This is a genomic window from Mycobacteroides abscessus ATCC 19977 (assembly GCF_000069185.1).
GTDB classification, from domain to species: Bacteria; Actinomycetota; Actinomycetes; order Mycobacteriales; family Mycobacteriaceae; genus Mycobacterium; species Mycobacterium abscessus.
In genome coordinates, this window is the sequence record NC_010397.1 from 1955473 (window position 1) to 1978297 (window position 22825).

The following is a 22825-nucleotide window of genomic DNA, read 5'->3' on the forward strand; positions in this document are numbered from 1 at the left end:
CAGATGTAGGAATAGCCGCACACGAGGTACCGTTGAGGTCAGAAGACGTCCCTGAAGTGGACGTCCACCCGAGAGCTTCGACCCAGGGGAGATCCCACATGACTGTCCAAGACGAATCGACCGCTACCACCACCGATGAGGGCACGCATGGCGTCGTCTTGACCGATGCCGCCGCCGCCAAGGCCAAGGCGCTGCTGGATCAGGAAGGCCGTGACGATCTTTCGCTGCGTATCGCCGTCCAGCCGGGTGGGTGCGCGGGTCTGCGCTACCAGCTCTTCTTCGACGATCGGACCCTCGACGGAGACCTCACCGTCGACTTCGACGGCGTCACTCTGACCGTGGACCGCATGAGCGCACCCTATGTGCAGGGCGCCTCCATCGACTTCGTGGACACCATCGAGAAGCAGGGCTTCACCATCGACAACCCGAACGCCACCGGCTCGTGCGCGTGCGGCGACTCCTTCAACTGATCGATACCGACTGATCAGTACGCGTTGGCTCCGCGCATGTAGGCGGAGCAGACGTAGATCTTGCCCTCGTTGAGCAGCAGCTCCGCCTGACCCTGCGGGGCGTCCTTGCGCTTCTGGCTGGTGGCGGTGAACAGCACCTTGAGCTGGTACTGGGAGAAGTAGACGATCTTGTCGATCGACTTGACCGTGGCCGTGCCGAATGTCGCCACAAACTGCTGGGCGTTGGCGCGCACGATCGTGTCGTCGGTGTCCTTGTCGCGGACGGCGTCATACAGGCCACAGCCGGCATTGCGGGCCAGCGTGACGGTGTCGAGTCTGGCCATCGCGTCCAGGTAGGCCTGGATGGTCTGTTCGATCTTCGCCTCGCTCGGCCGCTGGGACACGCCCGAATTCTTGGTCAGAAATCCCAAGACCAGCGCCAGTATCAGCAGGGCGGCCACCACCGCGGCGGGCGCGAGCCAGCCGGGTACCTTGCGCTTGCGTTCGGGGTAGTCGACCGGTGGCGGCATGGGCGGTAAACCAGGGTAGGGCACCGTCGAATAACCTGGTTCAGCCATTAATTCTCCTGAAAATCGTGTCCCCGATCTCACTCCCCAACAAACCAGGCTAGCAATCGGAGACAACCGCCCGAACAGTTACGTTAGGTAAGCTTTTGGGGTTGTCTCTCGACTGCCCAACCCGCCCGAATCCTACGAAGGGTCTCACGCGTGTCCATCATCGTCACCGGATCCATTGCGACCGACCACCTCATGAACTTCCCCGGCAAGTTCTCCGAACAGCTGTTGGTTGAGCACCTGCAGAAGGTGTCCCTGAGCTTTCTGGTGGACGATCTGGAGATCCGGCGCGGCGGCGTCGCAGGGAACATCGGCTTCGCCATCGGCGTGCTCGGCGGCAAGCCGACCCTGGTGGGTGCGGTGGGTGCGGATTTCGCCGAATACCGTTCGTGGCTCGAGGACCACGGCGTCAACTGTGACGCCGTGCTGATCTCCGAGACCGCCCACACCGCGCGCTTTGTGTGCACCACCGATCAGGACATGGCGCAGATCGCCTCCTTTTACCCCGGCGCCATGTCCGAAGCCCGCGACATCTCGCTGGCTGATGTTGTGTCCCGCACCGGCACACCAGAATTGGTGATCATCGGGGCCAATGACCCCGATGCCATGTTCCGGCACACCGAGGAATGCCGGAGCCTGGGTCTGCCGTTCGCCGCGGATCCGTCGCAGCAGTTGGCCCGTCTGTCCGGAGAGCAGGCGCGCGACCTCGTCGGTGGTGCGGCCTACCTGTTCACCAATGACTACGAGTGGGATCTGCTGCTGTCCAAGACGGGATGGACCGAGGCCGATGTGCGCGAGCGCGTCGAGCTGCGCATCACCACTCTCGGTGCCAACGGTGTTGAGATCGTGGAGAAGGACGGCACTTCCCTGAAGGTGGGGGTGGTTCCGGAGAAGGGGCAGGTCGACCCCACCGGCGTCGGCGACGCGTGGCGCGCCGGGTTCCTTTCCGCCCGCAGCGCCGGCCTGAACCTGGAGCGCTCGGCGCAGCTGGGATCGCTTGTGGCCACGCTGGTTTTGGAGACCGTGGGCACTCAGGAATGGCTGTGGGAGCGCGACGAAGCGCTGGTCCGCCTTGCCGACGCCTACGGCCAGGAAGCCGCCGACGAGATCGGTGCCGCTCTTTAGAGCTGCACCGGGTAGTGCGGCTCCTGGATCTGGGGCCGCACTGACTGCTCGACGAAGATCGCGTGCCACAGCATGAAGATCAGCACTGTCCACAGCCTGCGGCTGTGATCGCTGGCGCCGGCGGCGTGTTCGGTGAGCATGCGGCCGACGGCGGGCACGTCGATCAGGTGCCCTGCCTGTGTGGTGGAGAGCATCTCGCGGGCCCAGTCGTGCAGTAGCCCGTCGACAAACCAATGCCGGATGGGCACCGGGAAGCCGAGCTTGGTCCGGTGCAGAACATGCGCCGGCACAATGGGTTCCAGTGCCTTGCGCAAGGCGTACTTGGTCGTCCTCTTGGTCGGTTGCCCGTTGATCTTCTCCCGGTAGGGCAGCCGCGAGGCCACCTTGAACACCTCGGGGTCGAGGAACGGTACCCGCAGTTCCAGCGAGTTGGCCATGGTCATCTTGTCGGCCTTGACCAAGATGTCGCCGCGCAGCCAGGTGAACAGATCCAGATATTGCATGCGGGCCACGGGATCCCATCCCGCACACCGCTCGTACAGGGACGCCGTCACGTCCTGGTGGCCCCATTCCGGGCGGTAGTGGGGGAGCACCGCACGCAACTGCTCATCGTCGAAGCTGCGGGCGTTTCCGTAGTAGCGCTGCTCCAGGGTCATCGATCCGCGGTGTAGCAGGCTCTTACCGCGCATTCCGTCCGGGATGGCGGCCGACAATCGCGCCGCGCCGCGCCGTAGTGCGTCCGGCAAGTATTCGAAAGGTTTGAGCGACAAGGGCTCCCGGTAGATCGTGTATCCGCCGAACAGCTCGTCGGCGCCCTCGCCGGAGAGCACCACCTTGACGTGTTTGCGGGCCTCGCGTGCCACGAAGAACAACGGCACCAAGGACGGATCTGCCACCGGATCGTCCAGGTACCACACGATTTCCGGAAGTGCGGAGACGAACTCCTCCTGGCTGACCACCTTGACGATGTGGCGGGCGCCGATTGCCTGCGCCGACTCCACCGCCACATCGACCTCGGAATAGCCTTGCCGCTCAAAGCCTGTCGTGAAAGTGATGAGCTTGGGGTTATGCCGGATCGCCAGTGCGGCGATGGCCGTCGAGTCGATGCCGCCGGACAGGAACGAGCCCACCGTCACGTCCGCGCGCATATGCTTGGCCACCGAATCGGAGAGCACCTCGGTGATCTCGTCGTACCGGGACTGACGCGTGGCACGCGTGAACGGGGCCACCTCGAATCGGGCCGGGAAGTAGCGCGTGATGCGCGGCTCCTGTCCGGGGGCGATGCGGGCGTACGAACCGGATTCCAGGCGGCGGATCTCGGTGTGCAGGCTCTCGGGCTCCGGAACGTATTGCAGCGTCGTGTAATGCTGCAGCGCGCGCAGGTCCAACTCGGTCCCGATGCCCAGCTGTTCGACGAGATCCAGCAGGCATTTCTTCTCGCTGCCGAGTGCGGTGCCGCCCGGGCCGGTCGCCATGAAGAGCGGCTTGATACCGAAAGGATCGCGGGCGCAGAACAACTCGCGTTCCACGGTGTCCCAGATCGCGAATGCGAACATGCCGCGCAGCCGGTGTAGCGCGTCCGGCCCCCAGAAGTGGTACGCCGCCAGGATCGCCTCGCCGTCGCCCTCGGTGGAGAATACGGCGCCATGTTCGGCGGCCAGTGTCGCCCTGAGTTCCAGGTAGTTGTAGATCTCGCCGTTGAAGACCAACACATACCGGCCCGGCGCGTCCGGGGGACCCCAGCGCAACGGCTGATGTGAATGCGCGATGTCGATGATCGACAGCCGGTTGAAGCCGAAGAGCACGTTTCCCTCGTGCCAAACGCCCGGTTCATCGGGGCCGCGGTGGCGCATGTGCACCATCGCGGCATCCACCGCCGGGCTATGGGATTCGAGGGAAGACCCGGGCGGGCCCAGCCACGCCACCAGTCCACACACGCGGCCAAGTATGCAACATCACGGGGACCGTCTCAGGACCTAGGTCCCGATACCGGCCCCGTCGCAGCCCTGATGCGACCGCGTGGTCTACGCTGCGTAGTATTCGATTGCTGCCACTGGTCAGCGATGGATTCTGCAGGCGAAACAGGAGGCTAAAAACGTGACGTCACGGTCCGGCTCACGGCCGTCCCTGCTGGCCACTGTGGTGCTGTTGGGCGCGGCGAGCTTCCTGCTCAGCGGTTGTAGCGTCCAAGAGGTGCTGCGGTTCGGCTGGCCCGAGGGCATCACCCCCGAAGCACACGACTACATGGCCCCCTTGTGGACCTGGGCGGTCGTCGCCTCGCTGGTCGTCGGCGTCATCGTGTGGGGTCTGACCTTCTGGACCGTCGCGTTCCACCGCCACAAGCCGGGCGACACCGAGTTCCCGCGTCAGTTCGGGTACAACCTGCCGCTGGAGCTGGTCCTGACGGTGGTGCCCTTCTTGATCATCGCGGTGCTCTTCTACTTCACCGTCGTGGTGCAGAACAAGGTCATGCACAAGGACCCCAACCCCGAGGTCGTCGTCGACGTCACCGCATTCCAGTGGAACTGGAAGTTCGGCTACCAGAAGGTCGCGTTCAAGGACGGAAGCCTCAACTACGAAGGCGCCGACCCCGAGCGCAAGAAGGCCATGACCTCCAAGCCCGAGGGCAAGGACGCACACGGCAACGAGCTCGTCGGCCCGGTGCGTGGCCTGAACCGTGAGGACCGCACCTACCTGAACTTCGACAAGATCGAGACGGTCGGAACCTCTTCGGAGATCCCGGTGCTGGTCGTGCCCAGCGGCAAGAGCATCGAGTTCCAGCTGGCCTCGGCCGACGTCATCCACTCGTTCCGGGTGGTGCCGTTCCTGTTCACTCGCGACGTGATGCCCGAGCCCAAGGCCAACAACTCCGACAACGTCTTTCAGGTCAGCAAGATCCTGAAGGAGGGCGCGTTCGTGGGGCGCTGCGTGGAGATGTGCGGCACGTACCACTCGATGATGGCCTTCGAGCTGCGCGTGGTCAGCCCCAATGACTTCAAGTTCTATCTGAAGGCGCGTCAGGACGGTAAGAGCAACGCGGAGGCACTGGCCTCGATCGGTCAGTCACCCGTCTCGATCACCACCAGGCCGTTCGATGGTCGTCGCGGCGATCTCGCGCCGGTAGACAACAACGCGGCCAAGAACTAGGCGAGGGAGCGCAGCATGCATATCGAAGCCCGACTCTTCGAGATCCTCACCGGATTCTTCGCCCTGGCCACCGTGGTGTACGCGGTGCTGACCGCCATGTACGCCAACGGCGGCGTGGAGTGGGCCGGTACCACCGCCATGGTGATGACCACGGGTCTGTCGCTGATCATCTCCACGTTCTTCCGGTTCGTGGCCCGTCGTCTGGACACCCGTCCCGAGGACTACGAGGACGCCGAGATCGCCGATGGCGCCGGAGAGCTCGGCTTCTACAGCCCGCACAGCTGGTGGCCGATCATGATCGCGCTGGCCGCCGCCACCACTGCCGTGGGCGTGGCGCTGTGGCTGCCGTGGCTGCTCGCCGCCGGTGCGGTGTTTGTGCTCAGCGCGGTCGCCGGCCTGGTCTTCGAGTACCACATCGGCGCGGAGAAGCACTAGCTCATCTCGCATTTTGCCCGTCAGCCATGGCCGCTCCCGTACTTTGCGGTGGGACGGCCGTGGCTGGTGGGACATTGCCGTGCGCACCATCACGTTTTCGATAACAATCCGGTGGTCAGTTTGTTTTTTCTGGCCTTCGGGATTCGTCGCCCCGGATTGCGTTGGCTATCGTTGCCATGGCCCCTCAGGCAGGTGGCTCGCCGGGGAGCGGGAAGTGACGAAAAGGAACTTGTGTAGATGAGTGGGACGGACAACCCAGGGTCGGGGAATCCCGGGGAAGTTCCGGATCTGGACGGTCCGAATGAGGAAGCTGCGGCTCCCGACTCTTCCGGGGCGGATTCTGCCGCGTTTCATTCTCAGGCGTACTCGGCGCCCGAATCCGAGCAATTCACCAGCCCATACGTGCCCTACGACGAGTACGAGACCCAACTCGTCGATGGCGAGGAGCCGCCGCCGCCGCGGTGGCCGTGGGTCGTCGGCGTGGCAGCGATCATCGCCGCCATCACCCTGGTCGCCTCCGTTGCTTTGCTCGTCGCGGGCCGTTCGGATGAGACCAACGGTGCGGCCAAGAGCAGCACGGTGATACCAACGCCGAGCACCACGCCGTGGAACGAGATCATCACCACCACGACCCCGCCGCCCCCACCGCCGCCGCCTCCACCGACCACCGAGCCGCCGCCTCCTCCGCCTCCGCCGGTGGTGACCGAGACGGTGACGGTGGAGCCGCCACCGCCGCCCCCTCCGCCGGTGACGACGCATGAGGCGCCGCCGCCGGTGACCACCACGACGACACCGCCGCCGCCTCCGCCCCCGACTACCACGACACCGGCCGGGCCACGGCAGATCACGTACTCGGTGACCGGTTCCAAGGCTCCGCTCGATCGCATCTCGATCACCTGGACCGACGGTTCGGGACGCACCCGGGTGAACCCGAATGTGTACATCCCGTGGTCGATCACGGTTACCCCCATTTCGAATTCGGAGATCGGATCGGTGTCGGCGAGTAGCTTCCTGCGGCTGAGTCAGCTCAACTGCACGATCACCACCAGCGACGGTCAGGTTTTGTCCTCCAACAACAACAATTCGGCGCAGGCAACCTGCTGATGCCAGCAGGTCGATTGGCCAAGCCACTGGAGGCAATCGCGGGCCCGCTGCGGCGGTCATCGCCGGAGTCCGTTGACCGGATGCTCATCGGCTTGTGCGCGGTCATCTGGTTGGCGTTCGTCGGGATGTTGGTCGGTGCCATCGTGGTGATCGCCGGAATGGGGGAGGACTCGGGTTCGTCGGGGTCTTCGTGGGGCATCTACATCGTCATCGGGGTATCGCTGGCCGTTATCGTCGGAGCCGTGCCGCTGTTGCTACGTGCCCGCAAGAGCGCTGCCCAGCGCACCGCCCGCGGTGCGTCGAAAACGGCCCCTAAACCCAAGGGCGCCAATTCTTCCGGTGGGGCCACTGCGCCGTCTGGACCGCCTCCCACGGAGGCGTCGACCGAGAAACTCAAGACCTTCGGTGGTCTCGCCGATCACGTGAGCCATGTTCCCAAGGACTACAACGGTCCTGGGTCTCCCGCGTACCGGGCAGCCACTGAGGCGGCCGCGAAGAGAGCCGTGATCAACCGGCTGTGGTTGCGGGCCACGGTGGGGATCGCCGGCGCGATCGGCCTGGCATTGCTGGCGGTGGTGACCGGCACCTATCTGCTGGCAGTGGAAAGCGACACCGCCGCCGTCATCGCGTTCGTCTTCGCCGGTGTGATCACCTGCGCGATGGGGGCCATTCCGTGGGTGACGCTCAAGAAGCTGCGCGAGCTCGGCTCGTCAGGGTCTTAGTCCGCGATGCCGGCGCGGGCGATCACCGTGGTGATTTTCGCCCGGACGAGTGACTCCTCGGGCACCGCGTTGCGCCGGCCGAACTCCTCGGCTTTGTCGGCGCCCATGTAGCGTCCGCCGATGGCGGTCGCCCAGGCGAGCATCTCGTCGTGATCGTTGGTCAGCCGCGCCTCTGCGGTGAACTGCACATAGGAGAACGGCGGCCGCTGATCATCGACCGCCAGCGAGATGCGTGGGTCGCGCCGAATCGCTTTGCCCTTCAGTGTGTTGGTTCCCGTGTTGAAGATCAGCTCGTCTCCCTCGGGTCCCTCATGCAGTACGAACCAGACGGGTGTGACGATGGGTGCGCCGTTGGCACGGACCAGACCGAGCATTCCGGTACGGGTTCCCGCAGAGGCGAAGGCCCACCATTCCTCTCGGCTCATCTCACGCATACAGCCACCCTAAAACAGGTGCGCCCCGCACGCTTTCGCATGCGGGGCGCACCTGTCAGAGCTGCCTTCTAGTGGCCGTGACCGTTGGTCGACGGCTCGCCGTCCTGGTACTCCTTCAGCGCGAGTAGTGACTTGTGGTGCGCCTCGTGTTCGGCTTCGGCCAGTGCGTGTTGTTCGTCGGCGGGGTCGGCGAACAGGAACGAGCCGGTGCCCGGTGCTCCGGCGGACCCGAGCTTGTTCATGCGCTGAGGCACCGGTGCCCCCTGGTACTCCAGCGGAATCGCATGGCCGTGCTCATCGACTCCGGCCAGCGGCTGGTGGATCTCGATGTACTCACCGTGCGGCAGGCGCTTGATGATGCCGGTCTCGATGCCGTGCTCCAGCACCGCGCGATCGCTGCGCTGCAGGCCGATGGCCCAGCGATAGGCGATGTAGTACACCACCGCCGGCAAGATGACCATGCCGATACGACCGATCCACGTCGTCGCGTTCAGCGAGATGTGGAACTTCAGCGCGATGATGTCGTTCATACACATGAGCGTGAACAACATGTAGAGCGAGATCGCCGCCGAGCCGATGGCCGTCCTGACCGGAGCGTCACGCGGCCGCTGCAGCAGGTTGTGGTGGGCATCATCACCGGTGAGCTTCTTCTCGAGGAAGGGGTATGCGATCAGCAGACCGAACACCAAGCCCATTCCGACCGCAACCCACACGGCCTGGGGGATGGTGTGGCCAAACGGGTAGATCTCCCAAGCCGGGATGATGCGCAGCAGGCCGTCGGTCCACATCATGTAGAAGTCCGGCTGGCTACCCGCGGAGATCTGTGAGGGCTTGTAGGGGCCCAGCACCCAGATGGGGTTGATCTGCAGCAGACCGCTCATCAGCGCCAGGATGGCGGTGGTGAAGGCGAAGAAGGATCCACCCTTGAGGGCGAACACCGGGAGGATGCGCACACCCACCACGTTCTTCTCAGTCGCACCCGGGCCGGGGAACTGGGTGTGCTTCTGGTACCAGACCAGGGCCAGGTGGATACCGATGAGCGCCAGGATGATCGCGGGGATCAGCAGGATGTGCATGGCGTACAGACGGGGGATCAGGATGTTGCCGGGGAAGTCGCCACCGAACAGCGCCCAGTGCATCCAGGTGCCGATCAGCGGAAGGCCCATGGTGATGCCGGAAAGCGCCGCGCGGATACCGGTGCCGGAGAGCAGGTCGTCGGGCAGGGAGTATCCGAAGAAACCTTCGAACATCGCCAGGATGAACAGCAGCGCGCCGATGACCCAGTTGGCCTCACGGGGACGCCGGAACGCACCCGTGAAGAAGATACGGGCCATGTGCACCATGATCGACGCCGCGAACATCAGCGCCGCCCAGTGATGGATCTGCCGCACGAACAGACCACCACGCACCTCGAAGCTGATGTTCAGGGTGGTCTCGTAGGCCTTGGACATCTGCACGCCGCGCAGCGGCTGATAGATGCCGTTGTAGGTCACTTCGGACATCGACGGGTCGAAGAACAGGGTCAGATAGACACCCGAAAGCAGCAGAACGATGAAGCTGTACAGCGCGATCTCACCGAGCATGAACGACCAGTGGGTCGGGAAGACCTTGTTGATCTGCCGCTTCATACCGGCAGCGAGGTGATACCGCGAATCCATCGCCTCGGCTTGTTTGGCTGCGCGCGAGGGCTTTTGGGCTGTGTCGCTCATGATTTGCGCTCCCAGAATGCGGGTCCGACGGGTTCAACGAAGTCGCCGTTGGCGACGAGGTATCCGTCCTTGTCGACGGTGAGGGGCAGCTGTGCCAGCGCACGAGCGGCAGGCCCGAAGATGGGCTTGGCGAAGTGCAGTGCGTCGAACTGCGACTGGTGGCACGGGCACAGGATGCGGTAGGTCTGCTGCTCGAACAGCGATGTGGGGCAACCCAGGTGCGAGCAGATCTTGGTGTAGGCGAAGAGGTCTCCGTAGTTGAAGTTCTCTTGCCCCTTGCGCTTGACCACCTTGGGCATATCGGTGGGGCGCACGCGGATCAGCATCACGGGGTTACGGATGCCCATCTGGATATGCGACAGCTTCTCGTGCGATTCGACGGTGGTGCCGTCGCCATCGGACTCGCGCCACGGGAACACGGTCTCCATGCCGCCGGCGTCGATGTCCTCGGGGCGGATCTTGAGCAGCACGTTGGAGCTGCTGCCGACGGCGCGGCCCAGGTAGATGGTCTCACCGTGGTAGCGCGGGGTCCAGCCACTGGTGAGCAGCACCGGCTGCTTGCCGTTGGCGGTGGGAACCACCCTGGCCCACGGGTTCTTGATCATGCCGCCAATGAAGGCGACGGCGGTACCGGCACCCATGGCACCGACGCCGAAGCCGAGGGCCCGGACGATCATCTTGCGGCGCGGCAGGGTCGAGGTGTCCAGGGTGTCCTGCAGCTGGGCGACGATGGTCTTGCGATCCACCTCGGCCGAGCCGGGGCCGTCGTGACGGTCCTGGATGGAGATCTCCTGCGGGATGAACTTCTTGGTGTACAGCACGGCACCGATACCCAGCGACAGCACCGACAGGCCCAGCGTCAGACCGTAGAGCGGAGTCGCCAGGTTGTAGAGCGCGTTGCCCGGGTCGCCGAAGGGCTTGTACTCCCAGGGCCAGAACAGGAAGACCCCGAGCAGGGCCAGGCCGAACACGCCACCGAGTGCGAACCACAGCGCCACCAGACGCTCGGCACGCTTCTCGGCCTTGGTGCCCTCGACGGGCCAGCGCGGCTCGCGGTAGACAATCTCGACGCCGTCGAGGTTGGTGCCGAGCTTGACCAGCTCGTCACGGCTCATGGCCGCGAGCTGCTCGTCGCTCGGGATCTCTGGCTTGTCAGCGTCACTCACGCTCACGCGCGTGCTCCAATCCACAGTGCCGCGGCGATGGCGGCGACGATGCCGATGATCCACATGGCCATGCCCTCGGACGTCGGTCCGAAGCCGCCCAGGCCGTAACCGCCCGGGTCCGGGGTCTCGGACGAGGCGCGGACGTAGGCGATGATGTCCTTCTTCTCATCAACGGTGAGCTGGCGATCCGAGAACTTGGGCATGTTCTGCGGTCCGGTCAGCATCGCGGTGTAAATCTGCTGCTCGGTGGCGGGGTCGAGCTCGGGGGCGAACTTGCCCGACGAGAGTGCGCCACCGCGGCCGGTGAAGTTGTGGCATGACGCGCAGTTGAGACGGAACAGGTCACCACCACGGGCGATGTTGTTGCCGCGCAACGACTCCTGGGCCACTGCGCCGTCGCGGTCGCGGATCACCTGGGGGCCGCCGCCGTTGGCCTGGATGTAGGCGCCCAGGGCGTCGGTCTGTTCCTCGTCGAAGATCGGGTCCTTGCGCTGGGCCTGAGCCTCATTACGCATGGCCGGCATACGTCCGGTGGAGACCTGGAAGTACACCGCGGCCTCGCCCACGCCGATCAGGCTGGGCCCGCGGTCCGGCACACCCTGGAGGTTTGCGCCGTGGCAGGTGATGCACGAGGTCTCGTACAACTGCTTACCGGTGCGCAGCAGAGCCGACTTGTCCTCGTCGGCCACCGCGACCTGCGGGGTGGGCGTGAAGGTAGAGGCCAAGCCGCCGGCAACCACCAGCGCGATCAGCAGCAGCAAACCTGCTGAGACGCGACGGCGGAACTTGCGGCGTGCGCGATTCTTGGCGGCTGTGTCCTTTACGGGCTCCACGCTCACCTGTTGTGCTCCCTTCACCGGGCTGGGCTGGGTCTTTGGGCCGTCGGGCATTTAGCGGACAAAGTAGATGGTGGCGAACAACGCGATCCACACGATGTCGACGAAGTGCCAGTAGTAGGACACGACGATCGCGGAGGTCGCCTGGGCCGGAGTGAACTTACTCATCCGGGTGCGAATCAGCAGATAGACGAAGGCGACGAGACCGCCGATAACGTGCAGTCCGTGAAAGCCGGTGGCCAAGTAGAAGGTTGAACCGTAGGCGCTGCCCGCGATAGTGGTGCCCTCGTGCACGAGGTTCATGTACTCGTAGCCCTGCCCGAGCACGAAGAAGGTGCCCATGATGAGGGTGATGACGTACCAGCGACGCAGCCCGAAGACGTCACCGCGCTCCGCGGCGAACACACCCATCTGACAGGTGAACGACGAGGCGACCAACACCGCAGTCACGGGGATGGCCAGGCCAAGGTTCAGCTCGGTGGGCTCCGGGGGCCAGTTACCGCCGGACTGCGCCCGGGCGGTGAAGTAGAAGGCGAAGAGTCCAGCAAAGAACATCAACTCACTGGAAAGCCAGACAATGGTGCCAACACTCACCATGTTGGGGCGATTCAGTGAATGAACGCGCTGGGTAATGGCGGTTCCCGCCGGCGATCCTGGGGCTGCTGCGGTCGTCACGTCGTAAGTATGACGCTTTGTAGTTGTCGAGAGCCACCCGGGTCCGACATTGATTTGTGACCGACTCTCCACAACACGTGTGGCCTCTGGCGAGAGCGATGCCGATGACCTGCGCCCGGCGTGTCGCGGCAGACCCGGAAGGCATTTAGTCCTTTGTTGTCTGCGTCGCCTCCATGGGAGCATTTGCGGCGTGTTGGAACATTCCTGGCCCCGGGTATTGGGGGAGCTGACCAACCGCCGTGACCTGACGGCGGGGCAGGCGGCCTGGGCCATGGACCAGATCATGACGGGGACGGCCACCCCGGCACAGATCGCGGCCTTCGGGGTGTCGATGCGGATGAAGCGCCCGACCTCCGACGAGGTCGGGGAGCTGGCCGACACCATGCTGTCGCACGCGATCACGTTTCCGGGGGATCCGCAGGGTGCGCAGATCGGCGCGAACGCCGTCGACATCGTCGGCACGGGCGGTGACGGGGCCAACACGGTGAATCTGTCGACGATGGCCTCCATCGTCGTGGCGGCCTGCGGGGTGCCCGTGGTCAAGCACGGCAACCGCGCGGCATCCTCGCTGGCCGGCGGTGCCGACACGCTCGAGAAGCTGGGTGTGCGCATCGACCTGGGGCCCGAGCAGGTGGTACGCAGCCTCGCCGAGGTGGGGATCGGATTCTGCTTCGCGCCGCATTTTCATCCGTCGTATCGCTACGCCTCCGCGGTGCGCCGCGAGATCGGCGTCCCGACAGTGTTCAATCTGCTTGGCCCGCTGACCAACCCGGCCCGTCCGCGGGCGGGTCTGATCGGATGCGCGTTCGCCGACCTGGCCGAGGTCACCGCCGGGGTTTTCGCGGGCCGCGGCTCCAGCGTGCTGGTGGTGCACGGTGACGATGGTCTCGACGAGCTGACCACCACCACGACCAGCACCATCTGGCGGGTGCAGGCGGGCACCGTCGACAAGCTGCGGTTCGATCCCGCGGCCTTCGGTTTCGCGCGTGCCCGACTGGAGGAGCTGGTCGGCGGCGATCCCGAGTTCAATGCCGCCGAGGTCCGGGCGGTGTTGGCCGGCGGCACCGGCGCGGTCCGGGACGCGGTGCTGCTCAACGCCGCGGGTGCCATGGTCGCCCACGCCGGACTGGCCAGCGACGCCCAATGGTTACCCGCGTGGGAGAGCGCGCTCGCCCGGGTATCCACCGCGATCGATTCGGGAGCCGCGGCGGCATTACTGGATAGGTGGATAGCCGTCAGCCAGCGACTCGGGACCGGGCAGTAGGCGCGACCCTAGTCAGCTCGGCCATTCCCCAGTCGTCCTGGTGAAGGGCGGCCGCCATGCGCGCACTGCGTGCCGCCGCGGCCCAATCCCGCAGCGATGCGGCACATCCGGTCGCCTCGGCATAGCCATCCGTCGAGGACACGATGCGGACTCCGGGTTCGGCCAGCCAGCGGGTGATCAGCCCGGTCTCCTCGGGCGCGGCACCGCCGAACGGTTCGGGGGTGGGCAGTACCACCTGTGCGGACGCGGAGGCCGCAGCCACCACCGGCATCGGCGGCACACCCCGTCGGGCCACCGCGGCCCCGGCAAGCTGTCCGTGCCGGACCACCGCGATCTGCCATCCGCCCTCGCCATCAGGGCGGGCGGCAATCAGCTCTTCGATGCGTGCGAGGGCATGCAGACGATGCTGGCGGGCCAGCACCTCGATGAGTGCCGTGGTCGCATCGCGTTGCCGCGCAGCGGTTTCATAGCGCCGCTGGGCACCCAACTCGGCAACCCTGTCGCACATGGCCTGCAGCGGTTGTCCGTGTGTGCCGTCCAGGACGGCGAGCATGGGGGCGAGCCCGTCCCGGTAGACGGTCGCGTCCACCCCGGCAGCAGCGGGGCAGGGCGAGGCAGTGTCGTGTGGATACGACTGGCCGTCACAAGCGGAGCCGTGTCTGCCGCCTGCTCCGATGCGGTTGGTGCAGGTGCGTACACCGGTGAACCGGGCAAGGACCAGTGCGGCGGTTGTCGCGTCGCCGCGCGCGCGAAACGGGCCGAGCGTCGGCCGCCCGTTAGTAGTGCGGACGACGGAGAATCGGGGGAACGGCTCCTCGGTGAGCACCACCCACCACCAGCGGTGCGGGAACCGGGATTTGCGGTTGTACGGGGGTGCGTGCGCACCCAACAACCGCAGCTCGCGCACCGCCGCCTCCAGTGGATGCGCGCAGATGACATGGTCCACCGCGGTCGCGATGGTGACCATCTCACGCATCCGGCCGCGCGGATCTGCCCCGGTGAAGTACTGCTGTACCCGTCGGCGCAGATTGACGGCGGTGCCGACGTACAACACCTCGCCCGATGGTCCACGGAATAGGTAAACGCCTGGGGCATAAGGCATTGCGTCGGCCAGGCGGCGCTTGCCGCGCAGGGCGCTGGGCACCTGGGTGCGATAGCGCCGCAGCTCGTCCATGGTGCCGACGCCCTGGTTGCCGACCCGGGAGATCAGCGCGTGGAGGACATCAACGGTGGCCCGGGCATCGTCGAGAGCCCGGTGGTTGGGTGTGGTGGACGCGCCGAGCAGCTGCGCCAGCGCACCCAGGCTGACGCGCGGGGCCTCATCGCGGGAGAGCACCCGGCGGGCCAGCCGGACCGTGCACAGAACGGCGGGCTGTGGCCAGTCGATTCCACATTGCCGTGCCGCCGCCTTGAGGAACCCGATATCGAAGCCGGCATTGTGAGCGACCAGTACCGCACCACGGGCGAATTCGAGAAAAGCCGGCAGTACCTGTGCGATCGGCGGTGCGTCGACCAGCATCGCCGAGGTGATGCCGGTGAGGCGCACGATCTGCGGCGGTAGCGATCGCTGGGGATCGACCAGGGTGGCCAGTTCCCCGAGTACCTCGCCACCACGCACCTTCACGGCGCCGATCTCGGTGATCGCGTCGTTTTCCGCGCTGCCGCCGGTGGTCTCCAGGTCCACCACCACAAAGGTGGTGTCGCGCAGCGTGCCCACCTCGTCGAAGGTCAGCTGCGATGGGCCGCTTGCGTGCAGAGCATCACGCCGCGTCATGGCCTGAACCGTAGGACGCGGGACCGACATGCCGGGCTCAGGTCACTGGCGTGCAGATCACGGCGAGCGCGTCGTTCTTGGTGTCGACGCCGCCGTCTCCGATTTTTTCCTCCAGCCGAGACCGCAGCTCATCGCGCTGTGCAGGGTCGAGCGTGAGGTGATTGGAATAGGTGAACACCATGTCCAGATATGCCTGGGTGGCGAAGTGCCTCCGCTCCAGGAAGTGCATGTGCTGCACGCGATATCCGGATTTTTCGACGATCGGGGTCACCGTGTCCTCGGTGTCGATGGACGGTCGTCGGGCGGTGTCCATGAAGTCGGCGTAGACGGTGTCCAGATCGTGCTGGGTGGGGACGGTGGGCTCAATGCGGTTCCACACCAGGGCGAGCCGGCCCGCCGGAGCCAGCACGGTCCGTACCTTCTGTAGCGCGGTGGTCGGCTCCACCCAGTGGAAAGACTGGGCGAACAGCACCAGATCGAATGTGCGGCCCTGCGGCTGCCAGTTCTCGAAGGTGGCCACCTCCACCTCGATGCCCTTCGCGGCGGCCACCTGTGCCATCCGGGCATCCGGTTCGACGGCGAGCACCTGCGCGCCGGCCGCCGCCAGCTGCGCCGCCGCGATCCCGGTGCCCGCTCCGACGTCCAGCACACGCGGCCGCCCGGACATGAGCTCAGCGATGAGCGGCTCTGGATAGCGCGGGCGGTGCCGGTCGTACGCGCCGGCGGAACCTCCGAACGACTCGGCCCGGCGGCGGTCGGTGTGCACTGGCTGTTGCTGATCCGTCATACCGCCAGCGTGCCAGGGAGCGGCCACTTGTCGGTGGGCGCGGTTACCGTCCGCTCGAACCCGAAAGAACCACTCAAGGGATTAGGAGGAGCCATGCTCATCGATTGCGACGATTGCGCGATGCGTGGGCCGGGATGCGACGACTGCGTGGTCAGCGTGCTATTGGGGGTACCCCAGACGCTCGCCGATGACGAGCGTGCCGCACTGGCTGTTTTAGCCGAGGCCGGGATGGCGCCCAAGCTGCGCCTGGTGCCGATTCAACGCACTTACGACACGCCTGTTTCGGCGAAGACGCCCGATGCCGGAGTCGCATAAGGCACACTCGGATGAGGCACGTGATGGCCCACCCCGGAAGCGGGGAGGAGAACCGGCGCTTTACGCGACGTTGACGTCGTTCCACACTGCGGTGGACAACGCCGATGCCATTTCGTAACCTATCTGAGACCTATCGGCGCCGTGCTTCGCGGCGATCACATTGCAGTAAAGGGATGTAGTCAGTGAGTGTCGGGCGTCTTCTTCGAAATCACTCGGATCGACTGACGCCCTCTCCGCTCCGGCGCGCCATGCTTGCGGTCACTGCTGCGGCCCTGGTCGGCGGGGTATTTACGGGCGCGCAGACCGCGACCGCGGACCCCAACAACGACGCCGTCAAAAAGCTCAACGAGCTGTCTCGTCAGGCCGAGGCAACATCCGAAGCAGCTAACACGGCGAAGATCGACTTGGATGCCAAGCTGGCCGCTCAGCGCGACGCCGAGAAGACGGTTCTCGCCGATGAGGCCGTCGCGAAGGCCGCACGCATGGCGGTGTCCACCTACCAGGTAGACGTCAACAAGGCGATGGTCGCCGCCTACATGGGCGGTACCACCAGTGGCTACGGTGCCGTGCTGACGTCCAACTCCCCCCAGAACCTGATCGATCAGCTATCGGTACAGCGCACGGTCGGAGGTGAGATGCGCAGCCGGATGGACAGCTACCGCGCTGCCCAGACCTCAGCCGACGAAGCCGAGCAGCGGTCCCGGGACGCCGCCGAGGCGGCGCGGGTGGCCGCCGAGCAGGCCAAGAATGTGCGCGCGTCGCTGCAGGCGAAGCAGAGCCAGCTGCAGGTACAGATCGCCGTCGTCAAGTCGCAGTACAACACCCTGAGCCCCGGTCAGCGTGCCCAGTTGGCCGCACCGGCGCCGGTGCCCCCGCCGCCCGCGGCGGAGCCGGGCGAGGCCGGCGACGCACCCGAGCCGCTGATGCAAGCCGCGGCCGCGGCACCGGCCCCGGAGGCCGCCATCGGCGGTGGCGGATCGCCGGCCGGCGCGGGTGCTGTCGCAGCGGCGCTGACCCGGATCGGCGCACCCTACTCGTGGGGTGGTTCCGGCCCCAACGCCTTCGACTGTTCGGGCCTGGTCATGTGGGCCTACGGCCAGCAGGGTGTGTCGCTGCCGCACTCCAGCCAGGCGCTGGCGCGTGGCGGTACTCCCGTCTCGCTGAGTGAATTGCAGCCGGGCGACGTCATCAACTTTTACGGAGACGCCTCGCACACAGGTATCTATGTCGGCAACGGCATGATGGTGCACGCCTCCACCTACGGTGTTCCGGTGGCGGTCGTGCCGATCACATCATCCGGCCCGATCTACAACGCACGCCGCTACTGAGTCGCTGCGCGCCGCTTCTCGCGGTGGTCTTCGTGACGCTGTGCGGGGGGTGCGCGACACGGCCCGCCGCACCGGCCACTCGGGCCGGCGATGCACGCACATCGATTCAGGCGCTGCTGGGCAGCTACGCCACGGCGCTGCGTAGTAACGATGTCGCGGCATTGCGAGCCGTACTAGTCCCGGACAATCCCACATTCGTCGCGGCGCAACTGCGACTGCAAGCCAATCTCATACATCTCAAGACCGATACGTTCGAGTATCGGACGGCGACTGACGTGCCCGCCGATCCCATTGCTACACACCAGCAATGGACATTGGATGCCGAGCTGTTCTATGCGGTCAGCGGTGTGGACACGGTCGGTGTCCAGCGCCCCGTCACCATCGGGGTGCGGCGCGACAACGATGCCTGGCGGTTATCGGACGTCAGTGCGATAGCGGTGCCCTGGCAGTTCGGGCCGGTGATCGAGACGCGGAAGAACGTCGGCGACAAGAAGGTGGTGGTGCTCGGGCATCCCGGTGCGCAGCTCGCCCCGCGGATTGCCGACGAGGTCGGCGGCGCGATGAGATCTCTGTCGGAGTTTTGGGGGCCACAGGGATATCCGGGAGTGCTCTTCGTCGCGGCGGGTACCGAGGCGGAGTTCGCAGCGCTTGTCGGTGGCGAACACACCGAGGGCATCGCCGCCGCGGCGGTGGCAGACCGGGTTGACGGCGGCATCGCGGTAGGGCAGCGGGTGGTGGTTGCTCCCGGCGCGGCCGCGCTACCGGCCGACCAGTTCCGTGTGGTGCTGCGTCACGAGCTCTTCCATGCCGCGGCGCGCACCGTCACCGGTGATCATGCGCCGCTATGGCTGGTCGAGGGAGTCGCTGATTACAACGGGCGCCGAGGCAGCGGTACCCCGTTCCGGAACGCCGCGCCGACCTTGGCGAATGCCCTTGCCTCCGGCCAGGTCCCGGACCATCTGCCCACCGACGAAGAACTCGACAATGCCGGGACGCGCCGCACTCAGGCCTACGAGGAAGCCTGGTCCGTGGCGCAGTACGTGGCCGAGACGTTCGGTGAACCCAGGCTGGTGCGGCTCTATCGGGACGGAGCCGGGCTTGCCCCGCAGCCCCGGGGGGCGGCGATCCAGCGGGCGCTGGGCGTTGACGAGGCAACGCTGGTGCGTCAGTGGCAGGGCTGGCTCGGCTCTCGCCGACTGCGGTAGGCGCAGTACGGTGGGTGCTGTGACATTTCACCCTGGCGGTCTGCGGCAACGGATCCTGTTGGTCACCAACGATTTTCCGCCCAGGCCGGGAGGCATCCAGTCCTACCTGCAGGAGATGGTGTCCCGGCTGGCCGGATCGCACGAGGTCACCGTCTACGCGCCTCGATGGAAGGGGTGCGAGCGCTACGACGCTGCCGCCGAATATCAGGTGGTGCGGCACCCGACCTCGTTGATGCTTCCGGGTCCCGGCGTTCGTCGGCGCATGGTAGACCTCATCCGCGCGCAGCACGCCGATGTGGTGTGGTTCGGCGCTGCGGCGCCGCTGGCGCTGCTGTCCTCCGCTGCGAAGGCGGCAGGAGCCGCCGTGACGGCCGCCAGCACACATGGCCACGAGGTGGGCTGGTCCATGCTTCCGGTGGCCCGGTCCGCATTGCGGCAGATCGGCGAGAGCACCGATGTGATCACCTATGTCAGCCGCTACACCCGCGGCCGTTTCGCCTCTGCCTTCGGCCCGCGCGCAGCCCTCGAATACTTGCCGTCAGGTGTCGATACCAATAGGTTTTGCCCCGATCCGGCGGCACGTGAAGAGCTGCGAGAGCGCTACGGGCTCGGCGACAGGCCGACCATCGTATGCGTGTCCCGTCTCGTTCCGCGCAAGGGACAGGACATGCTGATCGAGGCGTTGCCCGCGATCAGGGAACGCGTGGACGGTGCCGCGCTGGTGATCGTGGGCGGCGGTCCTTACGCGGAACCCTTGCGGGCGTTGGCAAATCGCTTCGGTGTCGATGAGCATGTGGTATTCACCGGGGGAGTGCCGTGGGAGGAGCTTCCCGCCCATCATGCGATGGGCGATGTCTTCGCGATGCCGTGCCGCACGCGCGGGGCAGGGCTCGATGTCGAAGGTCTGGGAATCGTGTTCCTGGAGGCGTCGGCCTGCGGCGTGCCGGTGGTGGCCGGAAATTCCGGAGGCGCGCCGGAAACGGTGCGCGCTGGTGAAACAGGCGTCGTCGTCGACGGCAGGTCGGTGTCCGCCATCACCGACGCGATTGTCCAGATCCTGGTGGACCCGGCCCGCGCCGCGGCGATGGGAGCGGCGGGACGCGCCTGGGTGACCGAACAGTGGCGCTGGGATCACCATGCCGCCCGGTTCGCCGATCTGGTCAGCGGGTCCGCATAGCCTGGGTCGGTGGACCCTGCAGAGCACGCGCGGCACACGCGCGACGTATACGACAGGCTCGCTCCGGTGTGGTCGGCCACGACCGATGACGGGCCATTCAACGGGCTGCTGGAGCGACCGGCGCTGCGCTCGCTGATTCCGCGTCCGCTGGCCGGCCGCTCGGTGCTGGACGCCGGCTGCGGTTCCGGTGCTCAGTGTGCCTGGCTGCTCGGGGAGGGGGCCGATGTCACCGGCCTGGATCTGAGCCCGGCGATGGTTGACCAGGCGCGCCAGCGCTGTGGTTCGGCGGCGAAGCTGATGGTCGCCGATCTGGCCGACGACCTACCGTTGGAGCCGCGGTCATTCGACGGCGTGACGTGTTCACTTGCCTTGCACTATCTGCGCGATTGGCAGGTGCCGCTGGCATCCTTCGCGCGCATACTGCGCCCGGGGGGTTGGGTGGTCATCTCGCTGGACCATCCCTTCGGCGCGCCACTGCCCGATCAGCGCGGCGGCTACTTTCAGCACCAGCTGGTCAGCGACACCTGGAACAAAGCGGATGTCGAAGTGACTCAGCACTTTTGGAGACGTCCACTCGGCCAGGTTGCCGATGCGTTCGCCGACGCCGGCTTGCTCATCGAGCGGATCTCAGAGCCGCGTCCGTCGGCTGAGGCGATACGGCGGTTTCCCGCTGAGCTGCGCAATGTCGTCGACTCGCCCAGCTTCATCGTCTATCGACTGCGTTACTGGGGTGCTCCCGCGTAGATCGCGTCGATGTCGGAAGCGAACTTCTCCGCCACCACGTTGCGCTTCACCTTGAGTGTCGGCGTCATCTCGCCGGTGGCCTCGGTGAAGTCGACCGGCAAGATCCGGAACTTCTTGATGGCTTCGGCATGCGAGACAACCTGGTTGGCGGCCTTCACGGCGGTTCCGATCTCCGCGAGCAGATCGGAGTCCTCGACCAGGTCGGCGACGGTGGCATCGGCTGGCTTTCCGTTGCGCTGTTTCCAGCCGTCGATGGCCTCCGGGTCGATGGTGATCAGGGCACCGATGAAGGGCTGCTTGTCGCCGACCGCCATGGCCTGGCTGATCAACGGGTGAGCACGCAGCTGGTCCTCCAGCACGGCGGGTGCGACGTTCTTGCCGCCGGCGGTGACGATGATTTCCTTCTTGCGGCCGGTGATCGTGACGAACCCGTCCTCGTCGATCGCGCCTAGGTCGCCGGTGTGGAACCAGCCATCCACGATCGATTCGCTGGTGGCGGTCTCGTTGTTCCAGTAACCGCTGAACACCACGCCACCGGACACCAGCAGCTCGCCGTCCTCGGCGATCTTCACGGCGTTTCCGGGCAAGGGTCTTCCGACACTGCCGATCTTGAGCCCGCCGATGACGTTGACCGCGCAGGCGGCCGTCGTCTCGGTGAGGCCGTAGCCCTCGTAGATGGTCAGCCCGACGCCGCGATAGAAGTGGCCCAGCCGGGCGCCCAACGGGGCGCCACCGGAGATGGAGGCCACGCATTCGCCGCCGAGCGCCGCACGCAGCTTGCCGTAGACCAGCTTGTCGAAGGCGGCGCGCTTGGCGCGCAGCACGATACCCGGGCCGCCCTTGTCCAGCGCCTCGCTGTATTCGATGGCGGTGTCCGCGGCTGCGTCGAAAATCTTTCCCTTGCCGTCGTTCTGGGCATTCTGGCGGGCGGTGTTGTAGACCTTCTCAAAGATGCGGGGCACCGAGACGATGAAGGTCGGCTTGAAGATCCCGAAGGTCGGCACCAAGGTCTTGATATCACTGGTGAATCCCACGCTGACCTTGGACTGGAAGCAGGCCATCGCGATACCACGCGCCAGTACGTGGGCCAGCGGCAGGAAGATCAGCGTACGGCTGCCCTTTTGTAGGTAGTCGGGGAAAACCGCACGCGCGCCCCGAGTTTCGTACACCAGGTTGGAATGTGTGAGTTGGCAACCCTTGGGGCGCCCGGTGGTGCCGGAGGTGTAGATGAGGGTGGCGGGATCGGTCGCCTTGATGGCGGCCAGCCGGCCCTCGAGTTCGGCGGGGTCCACCCCGGCTCCGGCCTCGGCGAGCTCGTCGAGGGCCGCGGGCGCGCTCGTGCTGGCGATGTGGAACACCGTGCGCAGGTTGGGCAGTTCCGGTGCGAGTTCTTCGGCGATCTTGGCGTGGGCATCGGATTCCACGAACAGCGCCACCGCCGCCGAGTCCTGCAGCACCCACCGGACCTGATCGGCCGAGGACGTCTCGTAGATCGGCACGGTGATGGCGCCGATCGACAGCACCGCGTAGTCGATGATCGTCCATTCGTACCGTGTCGCCGATATCAGGGCCACGCGATCGCCGGGGGCCACGCCCTTGGCGATAAGACCGTTGGCCACCGCGCGGATCTGTGCCGCCGCCTCCGCGTAGGTGACGGGCGTCCAGGTGTCGTCGATAAGCCGGGAGAATGCCGCCTGGTTGGGGTCTTCGCGCTCGTAGTCGTAGACGGCACGAACAACCGATGCGTTGTCCTCGACGGTGAACGGGGCAGGAACGCTGAACTCTCGCACCCGCCTAGACTAGTCGGGGCCTCAAGATCGTCGAAGACGTTGCCGCATTTCCTGTGACGGCGAG

22 protein-coding genes are annotated in these 22825 nt (G+C 66.0%); 12 read left to right on the forward strand and 10 right to left on the reverse strand.

Features of this window, described 5'->3' with window-relative positions; all coding sequences use genetic code 11:
• The first annotated feature begins 98 nt into the window (after window positions 1–98).
• Window positions 99–470 (forward strand): HesB/IscA family protein, encoded by a 372-nt coding sequence (locus MAB_RS10020; protein WP_005060786.1) that lies wholly within the window; start codon window positions 99–101, stop codon window positions 468–470.
• Window positions 471–484: 14 nt separating this feature from the next.
• Here MAB_RS10020 and MAB_RS10025 read toward each other — a convergent pair whose 3' ends face one another.
• Window positions 485–1027: an Rv0361 family membrane protein gene (locus tag MAB_RS10025; RefSeq protein ID WP_005093287.1), complete on the reverse strand. Its 543-nt coding sequence runs from the start codon at window positions 1025–1027 to the stop codon at window positions 485–487.
• Between the two features lie 150 nt (window positions 1028–1177).
• Here MAB_RS10025 and MAB_RS10030 point away from each other — a divergent pair, with 150 nt between their 5' ends.
• A complete protein-coding gene (locus MAB_RS10030; RefSeq protein WP_005074905.1) occupies window positions 1178–2149 on the forward strand; it encodes a carbohydrate kinase family protein in 972 nt (323 codons plus the stop codon).
• Here the strand turns inward: MAB_RS10030 and asnB are convergent.
• The gene (gene asnB, locus MAB_RS10035; RefSeq protein WP_012296490.1) at window positions 2146–4086 is read right to left on the reverse strand and encodes an asparagine synthase (glutamine-hydrolyzing); all 1941 of its coding nucleotides are present in this window, start codon (window positions 4084–4086) and stop codon (window positions 2146–2148) included. The genes MAB_RS10030 and asnB overlap by 4 nt on opposite strands.
• Window positions 4087–4246: 160 nt before the next feature.
• Here asnB and ctaC point away from each other — a divergent pair, with 160 nt between their 5' ends.
• The 4 genes from ctaC (at window position 4247) to MAB_RS10055 (ending at window position 7557) form a co-directional block, all read left to right on the forward strand.
• Window positions 4247–5296, forward strand: coding sequence for an aa3-type cytochrome oxidase subunit II (ctaC, locus tag MAB_RS10040; protein ID WP_005085336.1), 1050 nt, complete (start codon window positions 4247–4249; stop codon window positions 5294–5296).
• A gap of 15 nt (window positions 5297–5311) precedes the next feature.
• A complete protein-coding gene (locus tag MAB_RS10045) occupies window positions 5312–5731 on the forward strand; it encodes a cytochrome c oxidase subunit 4 (RefSeq protein WP_005060801.1) in 420 nt (139 codons plus the stop codon).
• A gap of 237 nt (window positions 5732–5968) precedes the next feature.
• Window positions 5969–6835 carry a membrane protein gene (locus tag MAB_RS10050; RefSeq protein ID WP_005093292.1) on the forward strand — a complete coding sequence of 289 codons (867 nt, stop codon included), beginning with the start codon at window positions 5969–5971 and terminating at the stop codon, window positions 6833–6835.
• On the forward strand, window positions 6835–7557 hold the full coding sequence (locus MAB_RS10055; protein WP_005110473.1) for a DUF2561 family protein: 723 nt from the start codon (window positions 6835–6837) through the stop codon (window positions 7555–7557). Before MAB_RS10050 ends, MAB_RS10055 begins: the two co-directional genes overlap by 1 nt.
• Here MAB_RS10055 and MAB_RS10060 read toward each other — a convergent pair.
• The 5 genes from MAB_RS10060 to ctaE form a co-directional block, all read right to left on the reverse strand.
• On the reverse strand, window positions 7554–7991 hold the full coding sequence (locus MAB_RS10060; protein WP_005110475.1) for a PPOX class F420-dependent oxidoreductase: 438 nt from the start codon (window positions 7989–7991) through the stop codon (window positions 7554–7556). The genes MAB_RS10055 and MAB_RS10060 overlap by 4 nt on opposite strands.
• 68 nt (window positions 7992–8059) lie before the next feature.
• Entirely contained in the window at window positions 8060–9700 is a 1641-nt protein-coding gene (gene qcrB / locus MAB_RS10065; RefSeq protein ID WP_005096648.1) for a cytochrome bc1 complex cytochrome b subunit, read from the reverse strand.
• Window positions 9697–10866, reverse strand: a complete 1170-nt coding sequence (gene qcrA, locus MAB_RS10070; RefSeq protein WP_005093315.1) for a cytochrome bc1 complex Rieske iron-sulfur subunit — start codon at window positions 10864–10866, stop codon at window positions 9697–9699. Before qcrA ends, qcrB begins: the two co-directional genes overlap by 4 nt.
• Window positions 10867–10868: 2 nt before the next feature.
• Window positions 10869–11756, reverse strand: coding sequence for a cytochrome bc1 complex diheme cytochrome c subunit (gene qcrC / locus MAB_RS10075; RefSeq protein WP_005086661.1), 888 nt, complete (start codon window positions 11754–11756; stop codon window positions 10869–10871).
• The gene (gene ctaE / locus MAB_RS10080) at window positions 11757–12377 is read right to left on the reverse strand and encodes an aa3-type cytochrome oxidase subunit III (protein ID WP_012296491.1); all 621 of its coding nucleotides are present in this window, start codon (window positions 12375–12377) and stop codon (window positions 11757–11759) included. It lies immediately after the preceding gene.
• A 190-nt stretch (window positions 12378–12567) separates the two neighbouring features.
• On the opposite strand from ctaE, the gene trpD reads away from it, so the two are divergent.
• A complete protein-coding gene (gene trpD, locus MAB_RS10085) occupies window positions 12568–13641 on the forward strand; it encodes an anthranilate phosphoribosyltransferase (RefSeq protein WP_005080256.1) in 1074 nt (357 codons plus the stop codon).
• On the opposite strand, the gene MAB_RS10090 is transcribed toward trpD, so the two are convergent.
• Both MAB_RS10090 and MAB_RS10095 read right to left on the reverse strand, forming a co-directional pair.
• A complete protein-coding gene (locus MAB_RS10090; RefSeq protein WP_005110479.1) occupies window positions 13613–15415 on the reverse strand; it encodes a DEDD exonuclease domain-containing protein in 1803 nt (600 codons plus the stop codon). The two genes, trpD and MAB_RS10090, sit on opposite strands and share 29 nt — an antisense overlap.
• A gap of 37 nt (window positions 15416–15452) precedes the next feature.
• A complete protein-coding gene (locus MAB_RS10095) occupies window positions 15453–16181 on the reverse strand; it encodes a class I SAM-dependent methyltransferase (RefSeq protein WP_005080253.1) in 729 nt (242 codons plus the stop codon).
• 114 nt (window positions 16182–16295) lie between these two features.
• Between MAB_RS10095 and MAB_RS10100 the strand changes: the two genes are divergently transcribed.
• The 5 genes from MAB_RS10100 (at window position 16296) to MAB_RS10120 (ending at window position 20971) form a co-directional block, all read left to right on the forward strand.
• A complete protein-coding gene (locus tag MAB_RS10100; RefSeq protein ID WP_005074915.1) occupies window positions 16296–16517 on the forward strand; it encodes a hypothetical protein in 222 nt (73 codons plus the stop codon).
• Window positions 16518–16738: 221 nt separating this feature from the next.
• Window positions 16739–17845, forward strand: coding sequence for a peptidoglycan hydrolase RipC (gene ripC, locus MAB_RS10105; RefSeq protein WP_255764541.1), 1107 nt, complete (start codon window positions 16739–16741; stop codon window positions 17843–17845).
• 32 nt (window positions 17846–17877) lie between these two features.
• A complete protein-coding gene (locus MAB_RS10110) occupies window positions 17878–19050 on the forward strand; it encodes a hypothetical protein (protein ID WP_005110481.1) in 1173 nt (390 codons plus the stop codon).
• A 19-nt stretch (window positions 19051–19069) separates the two neighbouring features.
• Entirely contained in the window at window positions 19070–20227 is a 1158-nt protein-coding gene (locus tag MAB_RS10115; RefSeq protein ID WP_005086655.1) for a glycosyltransferase family 4 protein, read from the forward strand.
• A 66-nt stretch (window positions 20228–20293) separates the two neighbouring features.
• The gene (locus MAB_RS10120; RefSeq protein ID WP_005080245.1) at window positions 20294–20971 is read left to right on the forward strand and encodes a class I SAM-dependent methyltransferase; all 678 of its coding nucleotides are present in this window, start codon (window positions 20294–20296) and stop codon (window positions 20969–20971) included.
• Here the strand turns inward: MAB_RS10120 and MAB_RS10125 are convergent.
• The gene (locus tag MAB_RS10125) at window positions 20950–22761 is read right to left on the reverse strand and encodes an AMP-dependent synthetase/ligase (RefSeq protein ID WP_005080244.1); all 1812 of its coding nucleotides are present in this window, start codon (window positions 22759–22761) and stop codon (window positions 20950–20952) included. The two genes, MAB_RS10120 and MAB_RS10125, sit on opposite strands and share 22 nt — an antisense overlap.
• Between the last annotated feature and the right edge of the window lie 64 nt (window positions 22762–22825).